The sequence below is a fragment of the Acidimicrobiales bacterium genome, from assembly GCA_041394185.1.
GTDB lineage: Bacteria > Actinomycetota > Acidimicrobiia > Acidimicrobiales > Poriferisodalaceae > JAAETH01.
The window spans coordinates 1170586-1184303 of the sequence record JAWKIQ010000002.1 but is presented as its reverse complement, the minus strand read 5'-3'; the positions used below and the strand labels follow the sequence as shown (position 1 = coordinate 1184303).

The window sequence follows — 13718 nt, the reverse complement described above, 5'->3', positions numbered from 1 at the left end:
GGTGGGCCTAGCTGCAGAACTCGACGGAGGCGGCTGTACCAGAACCTCCCTCGAGGAAGAAACCCCGTTTAAACGCGTCGACGCGGTCGAACAAAGACGCCGCGTCGGCGCGTTCGGGGTCATCGATCAATGTGGCCAACGCCTCGTCCAGGTCGCCGCCGGTCAGCTCGAGAGCTCTCGTCGACTCGTAGGCAACGTTTCCGGCCCACACTCCAGCCAGACAGTCGGCCACCAGGCCGGTGCGGTCGGCCACACCAGCCTCGGTCGCAGCCGCTTCGCCGTACAGGCGAGCCAGGTGTAGCCCGGTCGAGAAGTCGCCGATGTCGGCGTGCAGCCGCGCCAGCGTTGCCTGGTTCAACTGCACCGAGGCATCGCTGGCGCAATAGTGGAAGACCTGTCCGTCAGAGCCAGAGTCTGGGCACGGGATGGCCGAACCCTCGAACCATCTAGCCGAGATGCCCGAACCCAACCCGGCCTGGGCGAAGAACGGCTGCCAGAACTCGTCGAGGTCGGCCACAACGGCGTCGACAGCATCCTGGAAGGCCAGATTGCCGCCGCCAACGTCCCCCTGCTCGAGGGCGATGTCGACGATCTCGACACCCTCGGTGGCGAAGTCACGGCAGCGGGCAGCCCCGTCGGTGTACCCGCTTTGGAAGGCGTTCACCCGGTCGAAGGCCGAGCCGTGAGCGCTTTGGCTGTCGGTGGGGTTTCCGGGCGGGTCACGCAACAACAAGAAGCCCGAGACGGCCCCCTCGAGATCGTTCTCGCCCAGCTCCACCTGTCCAGATCCGTCGATGGCTCGCCTGATCCATGCACCTGCGAAACAGTCTGCCTGGAGGTCTCGGATGATGGGTGCCGCGTCGAGGCCACCTCGCGTCTGGACGGCATGACCGTACTCATGAGCCAGGACCACCCCTACGGCGGCCTTGCCGAAGTTGGCGTAGAAGTTCGGGATCAGGAAGTTGTCGTCCCAGGTGATGTAGTCCTCGGGCGGGCAGTAGATCGCATTGCTGTTCAAGATCCGCGGATCGAGCGGCTGGCCACAGCTGATCTGCTGGTTGCCCGTCGGGTCGAACGGGAAGATCGCGCTGAGCGGTTCGAATCGTGCCCCGTAAACGTCTGGATACTCGTCTGTCCAGAAGACCAGCAGGTCGTCGACCGTCGCCTGGAGGAACCGGTCGAGATCGTCTCGCTCGGCTCCCGACAGGGTCGAACGGGTCGTCTTGTCCACGTCGACAAGTTGGGTCCGCTGGCCAACGACGTCTCCGTCGCCTGTTGTCGACGTGGTGCCGCCGCCACCGCGCATGGCGAGGAAGGCCACCACCAAAGCGATCAGGATGCCCGCGACACCACCGCCCTTGCCCAGATTGCCCAAACCGCCACCCGCGCCACCCAACGCGGGCCCACGGACACCACCCGAACGGCGCTTGGGAGCATTCATGCGCTCGCCACGCGACCCGGCGGCACGGCGCGACTCACCCTCACGACGAATCCTCATCGAGACCTCTCCAGTCTTTGGCGACGATGACGCTACCCCAACGACCCCGGCAGGCGTCTCGCCGCGGGGCGCGGTTCACTGCATGCGTCAGCCGCTGCGCTCGAACCGATACCCGACCCCACGCACGGTGGTGATGAGCTCGTTGGAGCCCTGCTCGCCCAGCCGCTTGCGCAGACGCTTGATGTGGACGTCGAGCGTCTTGGTGTCGCCTACGTAGTCGTGGCCCCACACGACATCGATCAACGAACCCCGCGGCACCACCCGCCCCGCGTTGTCCATCAGGTGCTCGAGCAGCTCGAATTCCTTCAGGGGAAGGTGCACGGGAGCCCCGCCGACACGCACCTCGTGACGGCCGAGATCCAGGACGATTCCCGACACCTCGATGGTCTGATCGTCCTCGACGACCAACTCGGCAGGGCCGCCGCCCTGGCGGCGCAAGACGGCCCTCATGCGGGCGACCAACTCACGCAGCCGGTAGGGCTTGGTCACATAGTCGTCTGCGCCCATTTCTAGACCCAGAACAGCGTCGATCTCGGAGCCCTTCGCCGAGACCATGATGATCGGCACCGCCGACGTCTTTCGCACCTCACGGCACACGTCCAGCCCTGACATCTTGGGCAACATCACGTCCAGCAGCACCAGGTCGGGGTTGAGGCTCTCGAACATCTCGAGGGCCTGGACACCGTCGGCTGCAGGGTGAACTCGAAACCCTTCCCGGCGCAGCCCGGCCTCGAGCGCCTCCAGAAAGGCGGGCTCGTCATCGACGACGAGAACGTCGATCTCAGCTGGCATCTGGTTCATCCTCCGGAATCGAGATTGTGAAGGTCGAGCCCGCGCCCTCACGCGAAACGACGCGCACGTCGCCCCCGTGATTGGCTGCAATGTGCCGGACGATCGACAGGCCCAGGCCCGTGCCGCCGGTGGCTCGGCTGCGAGCCCTGTCGACGCGATAGAAGCGTTCGAAGATTCGTTCGAGGTCTTCGGCAGGGATACCTATCCCCTGATCGCGCACATAGAACTCGACCGCGTCATCGAGGTGTTCGGCTCCTACCTGAACCTTCGACCCCTCTGGCGAGTACTTGATGGCGTTGTCGAGCAGGTTCGCGACGGCATGCACCAGCAGATCGCGATCTGCCTGAACCCACACGTCGCGTTCGCCGACGATCTCGACGGGTACATCGCGGGTCCGCGACTGCAGCGCAACCCGATCTGCGGCCTCGCCGATGACGCCATACGCATCGACCCGGTCGGTGCGGATATCGCGCTCGAACTCGAGCCGCGAGAGGTCGAGCAGGTCGTCGATGATCGCAGCGACACGATCTGCCTCGGTCGACACCGAGCTCAGCAGGCGCTGTCTGACCGAATCGTCGGTCTCGCCGTCGAGCGTCTCGACCAGCAGGCCGATGGCGGCAACCGGCGTCTTCAGCTCGTGACTAAGGTTGGCCACGAAGTCGCGCCTGATTCGGCTGATGCGTTCGTCGTTGCTGGTGTCGGTGAAAACCACCACCGCTCCGGCAACCGAGCCATCCACGGCCAGGGGTGCAGCATCGACCTTGATCGACCGCGGGGGCGGGCCGACGATATGTATCGGTTCGGTGCCCGGAACCCCCCTCAAGGCGTCGTCGCCCAGGCGCTCGGCAGCGGCCCGGACGAGCGCCAGGCCTTGGCGGCCCTGCATGACCTCGCTGGCGAAACGGTTCGACGCCAGGACCGACCCGTTCTCGCCGACGACCCTGACACCCACCTCGACGCTGCGAAGCGCCGTCGCCAGTACGTCACGCTCGAGCGAACAGGCTCTGTGGTCGTGTTGGAGCCGCTCGATCTGGCGAACCAGCTCAGCGCCGCCGGGTCGAGTAGCGCCTAGGCCGACCCTTCCTGAGAGCTCCGCCAACAGGTTTGCTAGCCGGCGACGCTCGGCCAAGTAGAGGATGAACGAGGCAAGCGCCACCACACAGGCGACGATCGCCAGCGCCGTCATGTCAGTCTCCGGACCCCGCACCGTCGCGCCGGGCCTTGGCCCTTGCAGCACCTGCATGCTCGGGAAGCGACCCGGTAACCAGGTACTCGACCCGCTCGGCGATGTTCACGGCGTGGTCGCCGATGCGCTCGTAGAAGCGGCCGATCACCGCCAACTGCAGAGCCTGTTGGGTGTTCAATACGTGCTGGCTGCGAGAGTCGAAGATGCCCTGGATGTACTCGTCGTGGAGATCATCGAGACGGTCGTCGAGCTCGTGCAAGATCTTGGCCAAGCCCGCGTCGCGATCGTTGTAGGAGTCCATCGCGTGACCGAAGAGCCACACACACTGCTCTGACATCTGCGATATCAGGCCGCGCAGTTGCGGATCGAGCTCGGTGCCGTGGATCCGCGGGATCGCCTTGGCGATGTTGGTCACGAGATCACCGCTGCGCTCGATCTCGCCGACCATCTTCAGGTCGGTCACCGCCTCGCGCAGATCGGCCGCGACCGGGGCCTGGGTGGCCATGATCAGGACGATCTGCTCTTCTGTTTCGAGAGCGATGAGGTCGAGGTCGTCATCGGAGGCAACGATCTGATCGGCAGACGACACGTCGCTCGACAAGAGGGCCGCAGTGACCTTTCCGATGCCCTCGGTGACCAATGCGGCCATCTCACCCAGGCTGCGGCTGACCGCCGCCAGATCCTTGTGGAATGCACTCCTGGTGTCTTCGCTCACGAAGCTGCCCTCCCCCTGGTGCCGATGGCTCCCATCAGCCGAATCGTCCGGTCACATAGTCGGCGGTTGCCTTCTGGGTCGGATTGGAGAAGATCCGATCCGTAAGGCCGTATTCGACCAGTTTGCCCGGTTTGCCGGTGCCTTCGATGTTGAAGAAGCCCGTCATGTCGCTGACCCGCGCCGCCTGCTGCATGTTGTGGGTCACGATGACGATGGTGTACTTCTCCTTCAGCTCCATCATGAGGGCCTCGATAGCGAAAGTCGAGATCGGGTCCAGAGCCGAGCATGGCTCGTCCATCAATACGACCTCGGGCTCTACTGCGATGGTGCGGGCGATGCACAGACGCTGTTGCTGACCACCCGAGAGCCCGCTTCCGGGCTTGTCGAGACGGTCCTTGACCTCTTCCCAGAGGTTGGCGCCGCGCAGCGACTTCTCGACTATGCCGTCTGCTTCCGATTTGGACATACGACGCGAGTTGAGGCGCATCCCAGCCAAAACGTTCTCGTATATCGACATCGTCGGGAACGGGTTGGGCTTCTGGAACACCATGCCGATTTTGCGGCGCACGGCCACCGGGTCCACACCCGGACCGTAGAGATCGACACCATTGAGCTCGACTGTGCCATGAACCCGGGCGCCCGGAATCACCTCGTGCATCCGGTTGAGCGAACGCAAGAAGGTCGACTTACCGCAGCCGGATGGGCCGATCAGGGCTGTGATGCTTTGGGGCTCGATCTCCATGCTGACCGACGACACCGCCAGGAAGTCGCCGTAGTAGATGTCGAGGTCGTCCACGCGGATTCGGTGACCCGAGTCGCGTGCTGGTTCAGCGACCTTGGCTGTCGCCTTCTGGCTGTCGGTCGAGTCTTCAGACATCTGCCTAGCTTCGTTCATTTCGATCGGTCGCTCCAGGTCTGCCAAATCGATCGAGTGTGTCTGGTCTGTCATCGGAGCCCCTTGGGTTTGAGAACTCGTGCAAGCAGGCGCGCGATCGCGAACAACAAGGCCACGATCAGCACCAGCACGAGGGCGGCCGTCCAGCCGCGGTCGTAGCTCGCCTGAGGTGGAACGCCCGGAGTCTTGTACGAGTAGTAGGCCATCGTGGCCAGGGTGGTCATTCGGCCGCTGAACGGGTCGGTGTGCAGACTGTCGGCGAGGCCGGCTGTAACCAGCAGCGGCGCCGTCTCACCCACAACCCTGGCAATCGCCAGCGTGACGCCGGTGAGGATTCCGGCGATCGCTGTGGGGATGACGACCTTCACGATCGTCCTCCACTTGGTCACCCCGAGCGCATACGAGGCTTCGCGCAGTTCGTTGGGAACCAGCCTCAGCATCTCCTCGGAGGTCCGAACGACGATGGGCATCATCAAGACGGCCAGTGCCACACCACCAGCCATCCCCGATCGGTGCCCGGGGCCGGTGAACAACACAAATAGTGCGTAGGCAAACAGGCCGGCAACGATCGAGGGAATACCGGTCATCACATCAACCATGCGGGTGACGGCCTTGGCCAGCGGCCCTCGACCGTACTCGACAAGATAGACGGCGACCATGATGCCGATGGGCACCGAGAGCACAGCGGCGATGCCGGTGACGATCAGAGTGCCCGCAATCGCATGCTGGCCGCCTCCACCGTCGCCCAGTACGTTTCTGAGGCTCTCGGAGAAGAACATCGTGTCGAATCGGGCCGCACCTTTGGAGACCACGGTCCAAAGCACGGAGACGAGGGGAAACACGATGAGTGCGAACGAGCCCGTGACCACGCCTGCCATCAGCTTGTTGCTCGCCTCGCGAGCGTCCTCGAGCTTGCGCGTGAGGGCGTAGATCGAGATCAGGTACATGATGAACGACAGCAGCATCGTCATGGCGATGCTGAACCGTCCCATCAGCAGCAACGAGATCACGACGCCCGCCAAGGTCGAAGACACCGCAACCGCAGCGACGATCTTGCGGTCGACCTTTATCTGGGGCAGGGGCTCGGGTCCGAGATCCATCTTGTGATCGAGTGTGACGCCCATCAGTTTGCTCCAGAGAACTCGGCGCGACGCTCGATGACCCACCGAGCCGAGTAGTTGACTGCGAACGTGATGGCGAACAACACCAAGCCGGTTGCTATGAGGCGATTCACCTCGAGTCCCGTCGATTCGGGGAACTTGAGTGCGACGTTCGCCGCGATGGTGTTCGAGTTCTGGGTCGAGATCGTGTTGAAGCTGATCACATCTGCAGGGGACAAGACCAGAGCCACTGCCATGGTCTCGCCCAGCGCCCTGCCGAGGCCCAGCATCGCACCGCTGATCACCGCCGATCGCCCGTAGGGAAAGACAGCCATCCTGATCATCTCCCACTTGGTGGCCCCCAGCGCGAACGCCGCCTCTTCGTGCAGCCTCGGGGTCTGCAGGAACACCTCTCGCGACACCGCGGTGATTATCGGCAAGATCATTACAGCCAGGACGATTGCGGCGGTCAGCATGGTCCGACCAGACGGCGAAGTAGGTCCGGCGAACAAGGGGATGAATCCGAGGTTGTCCTCCAACCACGGATAGGGACCACGAGCGAGTGCCGGCGCCAGTACGAAGATGCCCCACAGGCCGTATACAACGCTCGGAATGGCGGCCAACAAGTCGACGAGAGCACCGAGTGATTGGGCCAGTCGCTTCGGCGCGTAGTGGCTGATGTAGAGAGCCACGAACACCGCCGGAGGCGTCGCCAACAGCAGTGCAAGGGCAGAAGCCCAGACGGTGCCGAACACCAACGGCGCCACATATTCGAAGAACGTGTCGCCTGGCTCGATCGCGGAACTGTCGTTGGTGAAGGTCGGCAGGGCCTCGGCGAACAGGAAGATCGCCACTCCCGCGAGGATCACCAGGATGGTTATTCCCGACGCGACGGCCGTCAAGCTGAACAGGCGATCGCCCAGCGACGACGGGGCCTTGTACGCGACGCCCTCGGAAGGAGTACTTCCTGTGGGTTCGGCAGGCCCTGCTTCTGTGAGGGTCAATGTGAGCACTCCTTGTCGCTGGAAGCGAGCGCCCAAGGTTGGGGCGTCGGCTTACAGCTCGTCAAGAGCAAGAGCCCGGTGGCGCCATCGACGACGCCACCGGGCCCTGGTTCGCTTCGCCGACGGCTCAGCCAGCGACGCCGATGGCGTCGATGGCTACGGCGAGGCGCTGACGGAACTCATCGCTGATAGGGGCTGATCCGGCGAACTCCGAGGAAGTCGCCTGGCCCTCGGCCGACCCGATGTAGGTCATGAACGCCTTGACCAGGTCGGCCTCCTCCTGGGTCGGATAGTCGAGGCAGACGATGTGGTACGAAACGAGGGCCACTGGATATACGCCAGCCTCTTCGGTCGTGCGGTTCACTTCGATGGCGAAGTCGAACTCGCCACGACCGGCCACGACCTCCGACACATCGACGATGCGACCGGCTGCTTCGGGGGTGAAGGCCACGAACTCGTTACCGACCTTGATGGCCACCGCTCCCAGACCGGCCACCTGGCTGGCGTCTGCGTAACCGATCGAACCCTCACCGGCGGTGATTGCGGCCACGACGCCAGAGGTGCCGTCGGCGCCCTCACCACCGAGATCGCCGGGCCATTCCTCGATCGGACCGAACGTCCATACGTCGGGAGCAGCAGCTGCGAGGTAGTCGGTGAAGTTCTCGCTGGTACCAGACTTGTCCGAGCGGTGAACCGGGTTGATCGCCAGATCGGGCAGCTCGACGCCTGGATTGTCTGCGGCGATGGCCGCATCGTTCCAGTTGGTGATGGTCTCGGCGAAGATGCCTGCCAACGTGGCGGGCGTCATGTTGAGGGTCTCGATGCCCGGAAGATTGAACGCGGCAGCAACCGGAGAGATGTAGTGGGGCAGGTTGATGGCACCGCGCTCGCCTGGGCATCGATCGACCGCAGCAGCGAGTTCTTCCTCATCGAGATAGGCGTCCGACCCGGCGAACATCGTGGCGCCGGACAAGAACTGCTCGCGTCCGCCACCCGAACCGATGGGGTCATAGTTCACGGTGACGTCGGGGTTAGCGGTCTGGAAGCCTGCCTTCCAGGCGTCCATCGCGGCTTTCTGCGAAGAGGCGCCTGCACCGATCAGGGTTCCGGCCATCGAGCCAGAATCAGAACCGGAGTCGCCAGCAGCGGTGGTGGTGGCGCCGCCATCATCGCTCGACGAGTCGTCGGAATCGCCGCATGCGGCTGCGACGAGGCTCAGGGAAAGGACAATGGTCAGGAACCAGACCAGTCGCTTCGTTTGCTTCACGGGGGTTGCCTCCTCGGCGGGATACATCGGGACCGCCGGCTTGGGGCGGTCATCGAGGCGACAACCTAGATATGGCTTATTGCGTTCAGCTGTTCGTTACCTGAACACGGCATGAACAAAGGTGAACGAAAGGCAAACTGCCTGGTCAGAAGGCATGAATGCGCTTACAGATCTCGTGTAACACCTGTCACACGCACCCTTGCGGTCTGGGTTCAGCCGGCGTTGACGGCCATGGCGGCCAGTCTGCGACGCTTCAGGATGCGGCGGCGTTCTCGCTCGCTGGCCCCGCCCCAGACGCCGTGGTCGATGCGATTGACCAGGGCGTATTCGAGGCAGACCTCCTTGACAGGGCAAGTGGCGCAGACCTTGCGGGCCCGGTCGACGCCGACTCCATCGCTTGGGAAGAATTCGCTGGGCGGACGGTCCGCACAGTTCCCCTTTGACATCCAGTTCGTGCTCATATGCGCAACCCCTCCGTTGACCTCTACGACGAACGAACTAGCCGTTCGGTTCCCGAGATCGCCAGGTTTTCCTGTCGACTGTTTTTCTGGGTTCCGCCCGCGGTCCGAACCTCGCACCCCGAGCCCAACAGAAGCTTCAGAATCTGCAACGCACGTCGGTCTCGGGTATTGCGGCTCGACCACCCCGAATCGGGATATTACAGAACGGTGACGGAATTGCTACGTTTTTGTTGAGACGATCTCGGTGCGGCACTCCCACGCAGCGTCGACGACGACGGGTAGGATTGTCGGTCGATCTCGTTAGGAGTGAGCGTGAGCAACATCGAGACCAGCGAAGAAACGATCCCGCCCGTCGCCGGCGCCCGCATCGTGTATCTGGGCCCGGTCGCGCCCCACTGGGAGGTCGAGTGCACCTTCGGAGACCAGACAGTGGTTGACGACTTCCGCACGCGCACCAATGCGAGGCTGTTGCTGCTGCCTCCCCACGATCCCCAGTTCCGCCGCAACCGCGAACGCGTTGCCCGCGACGCCGAACGCGAGAACATCGACCTGTCGTGGGACCTGGGCATCCCAGAAGACGGCCAAGACTGACCTTGGTCTAGGGCTCGAGGCCCACCAGGTCGACGAGGTGTCGGCTTGCGTCGACGACCTTGTCGCCCCATGACCGCTCGGTCTCAGGCATCATGTCGGTCATAGCCAAGATGTCGTCGATTACCGAGCCCGACAGCAGGTAGACCGAGTCGCCTCGCCCCACCACCAGGAAGTGGCGGTCTTCGATGGTGCCAAGCCATGCCGGGCTTCCGGCGACCTCGAGCCTCTCACCACCGGGCAGGCCACCCCAGTCGACGCGACCGCGCTGAACCATCACCGACACCTCCTCTCGACCGTTCGAGTAGAGGTAATGGTCGACTCCACCACGCCGCATTGCCGCAACCAGGGCAAAGCCCTCGGCCTCGGCAGGCATCGACTGATCGGCCTCCGCTGTCTCGTTCGAGCCGGCAGCCGCCTGGGCTTCGAAAGCAACCACACCGGCCAGATCGGGAAGGACCTCGGTCGATGACCCGGTTCCGACCAGCACGCCCCAGAAAGCGACCGACACCAGCGCGCTCAGTGCTGCAGCCCGGGTGCGGGTGCGGCGACGCGGTCGAGCGACCGGACCAAACGGTGAACGTCGATCGAGCGCCTGAGCGAACTCGGTGGGCATCTCGAGAAGCGGTAGATCTCGTATGCGCTGGCGGACGTCGCTCAGCTCAGCCATCCGAAGCCCCAGTTGAGGGTCTTCGAGCATCGCTGCCTCGACTGCGGCCCGTTCCGCGTCATTGAGCTCGCCGTCGATGTATGCGCTCAACAATTCAGAAACGTCGTCGGTGGATGTCACGCTTCGCTCCTGGTGGCGTCGAGCGCGTCCCTCATCTGAGACCTGGCTCGGTGGATTCGGCTTCGGATGGTGCCGAGCGGCGTGTCGAGCGCCTCGGCGATCTCGGCATAGCTGAGACCCACCACATCGCTCAGGACCAGGGCCGCTCGGAAGTCTTCGGAGAGTTCGGCCAACGCCTGTTGGACCTCGTCGGAGAAGGTTTCGCCTTCCAGGGTCACATCGGCAGGAGATGAAGTGGGCAGAACCCGTTCGGGGTTGTCCTCTGGAAGGGCGTCGGCCGGACGGCGCTTCTTGCGCCTGACTTCGTCCAGGAAGGCGTTGGTGGTGATACGCGACAGCCAGCCCTGCATGGATCCGGGCCGGTAGGTCCTGAGGCCGCGCTGCACGCGGACGAGAACATCCTGGACCAAGTCTTCGGCGTCGGCCCGGTTGCCTGTGAGTCGATAGGCGACCGTGTAGATGAAGGCACCGTGCTCGCGGGCGACCTCTTCCCAGGTGGGAACGGCCAGTCGAGCGTCAGCGTGTGATCTCGATCGCCGTCGGGCTCGCCGGGAGTCAGCCACGACAAACCTCGTGGCGGGAAGCAGAACTGTGGCGGTCACACGTCTGCAACGTCGGCCTCACTGTCGAGGTTCCCGCAGACCGACTAATTGCCCAAGCCCTGGCGAGATCGTCAATCCTGGTCGTCGCGAGGGTCCTCGGAACCCTCGCGGAGGCCGTCTTTGAACTCGCGCTGAGCCTGACCCAGCGAACGCGCCAGCTTCGGGAGCTTGGCGCCACCGAACAGCAAGAGCACGACGAGCAGGATCAGGATCAGTTCGGGCGGTCCGATATTCACGATTTGAAGGCTAGCGCTACTCCCCGGCCGCCGCGCGCCGCGCCAGTGCACGCTGGCGGCGCAGGCGCCGGCGCTCTCGCTCGCTCATTCCGCCCCAGATACCGAACTTCTCGCCCTGAACCAGCGCATACTCGAGGCAGTCCTCGCGAACCACACAGCCTCGGCAAACCTCTTTGGCTTCCTTCGTCGACGCACCCCGTTCTGGAAAGAACAGATCGGGCTCGACTCCGAGACAGTTGGCGAAGTCCCACCAGGTCTTCGGTTCAGCGTCCTCGAAATCGGGCGCAGATTCGGGGATGAGTGACATTGGGCTCCTGCTGCAACAACGGCCGGGGCCGATGTGCGCGATGGTTGGGTGTCGACCCGCTTAGGGTTTAGATGACGTCGAAGTAATTACAACCACGCGATTGTGGAGCCTTCATGACGGTTTCGCAAATAAATCCTCAAGGTCAACCACGGGTCGAGACATATCGCGCGCTCCGCAACCCACTGCCCACTCTGAGGCTTGAATCAGCCGACTCGAGCACACAAATTGACCACACCTGACGATTCCTTGGGGCTGGCGATCGAACGGCTCTCGAACGATCCCCGGCTCGTGTGGCGGGCGACCGAGCCGGCTCGGCGAGCCACATACGGTCGTCCAGCGCATCCGGGCGACGACACACCTCAGGGCCTCGCCGGTTTAGCCCCGAATGGTCTATGGCAGCACCAGGCCGAAGCGATCGACCTGATCGCAGCGGGCCGAGACGTCGTGGTGGCCACGGCGACGTCGTCGGGTAAGTCGCTGTGTTATCAGCTGCCGATAGTCGCACGTCTGAACACCGATCCGGCTGCGACGGCACTGGTCATACAGCCCACGAAGGCTCTCGCCCACGACCAGCTTCGAACGATGGCGCAGATGGTGGCGCCGGCCGTGTGCGTCGGCTACGACGCGGATACAGACGTCGAGCTCAGGTCAGAGGCCAGGCGAAGGGCCAACATCGTCTTCACCAACCCCGAGATGCTGCACACATCGCTGCTGGCAGGCCACATGCGATGGGCCCGCTTCTGGGCCAACCTGACCTACGTCGTGGTCGACGAACTCCACACCTATCGGGGCGGGTTCGGGTCGCACATGGCCCAGATCCTGCGCCGCCTCCATCGGGTGACACAGCTGCACGCATCGAAACCCCGGTTCGTCTTCACCAGCGCCACCATCAACGACCCTGGTCGCCTGGCCAGCGAGCTGCTCGGCTCGCCGGTCGAGGTCGTAGACGTCGACGGTGCTCCCAGAGGGCCCCGCACCCACGCCGTGTGGGACACCAGGCAGAGCCCGAATGGCCTCACCGAGGAGGCCGCCAGCCTGCTGTGCCACTTCGCTGCCGAAGGCCACAGAACTATCGTTTTTGCTCGATCCAGAGCCGGCGCCGAAGCGATCGCAGCCGCGGCCAAGAGACAAAACCCTCGAGTCGAGATCGAGGCTTACCGAGCGGGTTACACGCCTGACGAACGCCGGGAGATCGAGCACAGACTCAAGGACGGCCGACTTCAGGGAGTGGTGACGACCTCGGCTCTCGAGATGGGCATCGATATCGGAGACCTCGACGTGACCATTGCGGCCGGATTCCCGGGATCGCTGACGTCGCTGCGCCAGCAGACAGGGCGGGTGGGCCGGCGTGGCCAACACTCGGCCTCGATCCTGGTGGCAGGGAACAACCAACTGGACCGATGGTTCGCGACCCATCCAGACGAGTTGTTGTCCCGGCCGGCCGAGGCGGCTGTGTTGAATGTCGAGGCGCTGCACGTCGTCAGGCGTCACCTCGCGTGCGCGGCTCATGAAGTACCTCTCGACCCCATGACCGATCTCGCCTACTGGCCCAACACGCTGGACGAGGCTGTCTGCGACCTGGCAAGGGTGGGCCTGATAGAGGTCGCGGGCGGCAGAGCACGGTTGAGCGCCGGCGCCAACCCGGCCCGAGGCATTGGACTGCGGTCGAGCGACGGTGGCGTGGTGCGCATCGAAGACCGAAACGGTGCTCTGGTCGGAACGACCGACAAGTCGCGGGCCCGCAGCGAGGTGCACCCAGGTGCGAGATACGTACACCGGGGATGCGCTTGGCAGGTGGTGAGCCTGGACCTCGCCCGAGCCGTTGCCGTGGTCGAGCCCGACCAGCGAGGAGATATCTCGACTTCGCCGGTCAAGTCGATCGAGCTGGAGGTACTGGAAGCCGTTCAGCATCGATCAGGCAAGCCGGTGGCCGCCTTCGGACGAGTCGGACTGACCGAGAGCGTCGACGGCTATGTGCTTCGCCGCTCGGGGCGATCCGAGCGATTCGACCTGGCGGTCGATCCGCGCACGTGGACGACCGAGGGTCTGTGGATCGACTTCGGCGGACGCGCGCGGCCGACCTTGGCCGCGATCCACGCCGCCGAACACGCCCTTGTCGCCGCGGCCGGACTGTTCGCGATATGCGACACCGGCGACCTGATCGGCCACACCCGCCGGCAGTCGAGCCGCGTGCGGATGTGTATCCACGACGGCAGGACGGGCGGCAACGGCATCTCGGCACTGCTGTTTCGCAACCTCGACGCCGTCGCCGCCCAG

At 64.1% G+C, this 13718-nt stretch carries 14 protein-coding genes and 1 pseudogene; 2 read left to right on the top strand and 13 right to left on the bottom strand.

All coding sequences use genetic code 11. The features are described from left to right. Positions 1 to 7: 7 nt before the first annotated feature. From R2770_13300 to R2770_13260, 9 genes are all read right to left on the bottom strand, one after another. Entirely contained in the window at positions 8 to 1498 is a 1491-nt protein-coding gene (locus tag R2770_13300; GenBank protein ID MEZ5281431.1) for a neutral zinc metallopeptidase, read from the bottom strand. 87 nt (positions 1499 to 1585) lie between these two features. Next, positions 1586 to 2290, bottom strand: coding sequence for a response regulator transcription factor (locus tag R2770_13295; protein MEZ5281430.1), 705 nt, complete (start codon positions 2288 to 2290; stop codon positions 1586 to 1588). Further along, positions 2280 to 3476 (bottom strand): ATP-binding protein, encoded by a 1197-nt coding sequence (locus R2770_13290; GenBank protein ID MEZ5281429.1) that lies wholly within the window; start codon positions 3474 to 3476, stop codon positions 2280 to 2282. Before R2770_13290 ends, R2770_13295 begins: the two co-directional genes overlap by 11 nt. Position 3477: 1 nt before the next feature. Beyond that, positions 3478 to 4191, bottom strand: a complete 714-nt coding sequence (gene phoU / locus R2770_13285) for a phosphate signaling complex protein PhoU (protein MEZ5281428.1) — start codon at positions 4189 to 4191, stop codon at positions 3478 to 3480. A gap of 34 nt (positions 4192 to 4225) precedes the next feature. Then, positions 4226 to 5068 (bottom strand): phosphate ABC transporter ATP-binding protein PstB, encoded by an 843-nt coding sequence (gene pstB / locus R2770_13280; GenBank protein ID MEZ5281427.1) that lies wholly within the window; start codon positions 5066 to 5068, stop codon positions 4226 to 4228. A 68-nt stretch (positions 5069 to 5136) separates the two neighbouring features. Further along, positions 5137 to 6210, bottom strand: a complete 1074-nt coding sequence (pstA, locus tag R2770_13275) for a phosphate ABC transporter permease PstA (GenBank protein MEZ5281426.1) — start codon at positions 6208 to 6210, stop codon at positions 5137 to 5139. Beyond that, a complete protein-coding gene (gene pstC, locus R2770_13270) occupies positions 6210 to 7190 on the bottom strand; it encodes a phosphate ABC transporter permease subunit PstC (GenBank protein ID MEZ5281425.1) in 981 nt (326 codons plus the stop codon). The genes pstA and pstC overlap by 1 nt, the downstream gene beginning before the upstream one ends. Before the next feature lie 127 nt (positions 7191 to 7317). Further along, the gene (locus tag R2770_13265; protein MEZ5281424.1) at positions 7318 to 8457 is read right to left on the bottom strand and encodes a phosphate ABC transporter substrate-binding protein PstS; all 1140 of its coding nucleotides are present in this window, start codon (positions 8455 to 8457) and stop codon (positions 7318 to 7320) included. 212 nt (positions 8458 to 8669) lie between these two features. After that, complete coding sequence (locus R2770_13260; protein MEZ5281423.1) at positions 8670 to 8918, bottom strand: WhiB family transcriptional regulator; 249 nt, start codon at positions 8916 to 8918, stop codon at positions 8670 to 8672. A gap of 312 nt (positions 8919 to 9230) precedes the next feature. Between R2770_13260 and R2770_13255 the strand changes: the two genes are divergently transcribed. Continuing rightward, entirely contained in the window at positions 9231 to 9509 is a 279-nt protein-coding gene (locus R2770_13255; protein MEZ5281422.1) for a hypothetical protein, read from the top strand. 7 nt (positions 9510 to 9516) lie between these two features. On the opposite strand, the gene R2770_13250 is transcribed toward R2770_13255, so the two are convergent. From R2770_13250 to R2770_13235, 4 genes are all read right to left on the bottom strand, one after another. Then, positions 9517 to 10296, bottom strand: coding sequence for a zf-HC2 domain-containing protein (locus tag R2770_13250; protein MEZ5281421.1), 780 nt, complete (start codon positions 10294 to 10296; stop codon positions 9517 to 9519). Next, on the bottom strand, positions 10293 to 10859 hold the full coding sequence (locus R2770_13245) for a sigma-70 family RNA polymerase sigma factor (protein MEZ5281420.1): 567 nt from the start codon (positions 10857 to 10859) through the stop codon (positions 10293 to 10295). Before R2770_13245 ends, R2770_13250 begins: the two co-directional genes overlap by 4 nt. 110 nt (positions 10860 to 10969) lie before the next feature. Next, positions 10970 to 11134, bottom strand: coding sequence for a twin-arginine translocase TatA/TatE family subunit (gene tatA / locus R2770_13240; GenBank protein ID MEZ5281419.1), 165 nt, complete (start codon positions 11132 to 11134; stop codon positions 10970 to 10972). 16 nt (positions 11135 to 11150) lie between these two features. Continuing rightward, on the bottom strand, positions 11151 to 11441 hold the full coding sequence (locus R2770_13235) for a WhiB family transcriptional regulator (protein MEZ5281418.1): 291 nt from the start codon (positions 11439 to 11441) through the stop codon (positions 11151 to 11153). Positions 11442 to 11729: 288 nt separating this feature from the next. Between R2770_13235 and R2770_13230 the strand changes: the two are divergent. Further along, positions 11730 to 13712: pseudogene (locus tag R2770_13230) on the top strand (DEAD/DEAH box helicase). The last annotated feature ends 6 nt before the right edge of the window (positions 13713 to 13718 follow it).

Excerpts from the sequence above, each read along its gene's own strand:
- R2770_13300 (MEZ5281431.1), bottom strand. The coding sequence starts at position 1,498 with ATGAGGATTCGTCGTGAGGGTGAGTCGCGCCGTGCCGCCGGGTCGCGT.
- R2770_13295 (MEZ5281430.1), bottom strand. The coding sequence starts at position 2,290 with ATGCCAGCTGAGATCGACGTTCTCGTCGTCGATGACGAGCCCGCCTTT.
- R2770_13290 (MEZ5281429.1), bottom strand. The coding sequence starts at position 3,476 with ATGACGGCGCTGGCGATCGTCGCCTGTGTGGTGGCGCTTGCCTCGTTC.
- pstB (MEZ5281427.1), bottom strand. The coding sequence starts at position 5,068 with ATGTCTGAAGACTCGACCGACAGCCAGAAGGCGACAGCCAAGGTCGCT.
- pstA (MEZ5281426.1), bottom strand. The coding sequence starts at position 6,210 with ATGGGCGTCACACTCGATCACAAGATGGATCTCGGACCCGAGCCCCTG.
- R2770_13260 (MEZ5281423.1), bottom strand. The coding sequence starts at position 8,918 with ATGAGCACGAACTGGATGTCAAAGGGGAACTGTGCGGACCGTCCGCCC.
- R2770_13235 (MEZ5281418.1), bottom strand. The coding sequence starts at position 11,441 with ATGTCACTCATCCCCGAATCTGCGCCCGATTTCGAGGACGCTGAACCG.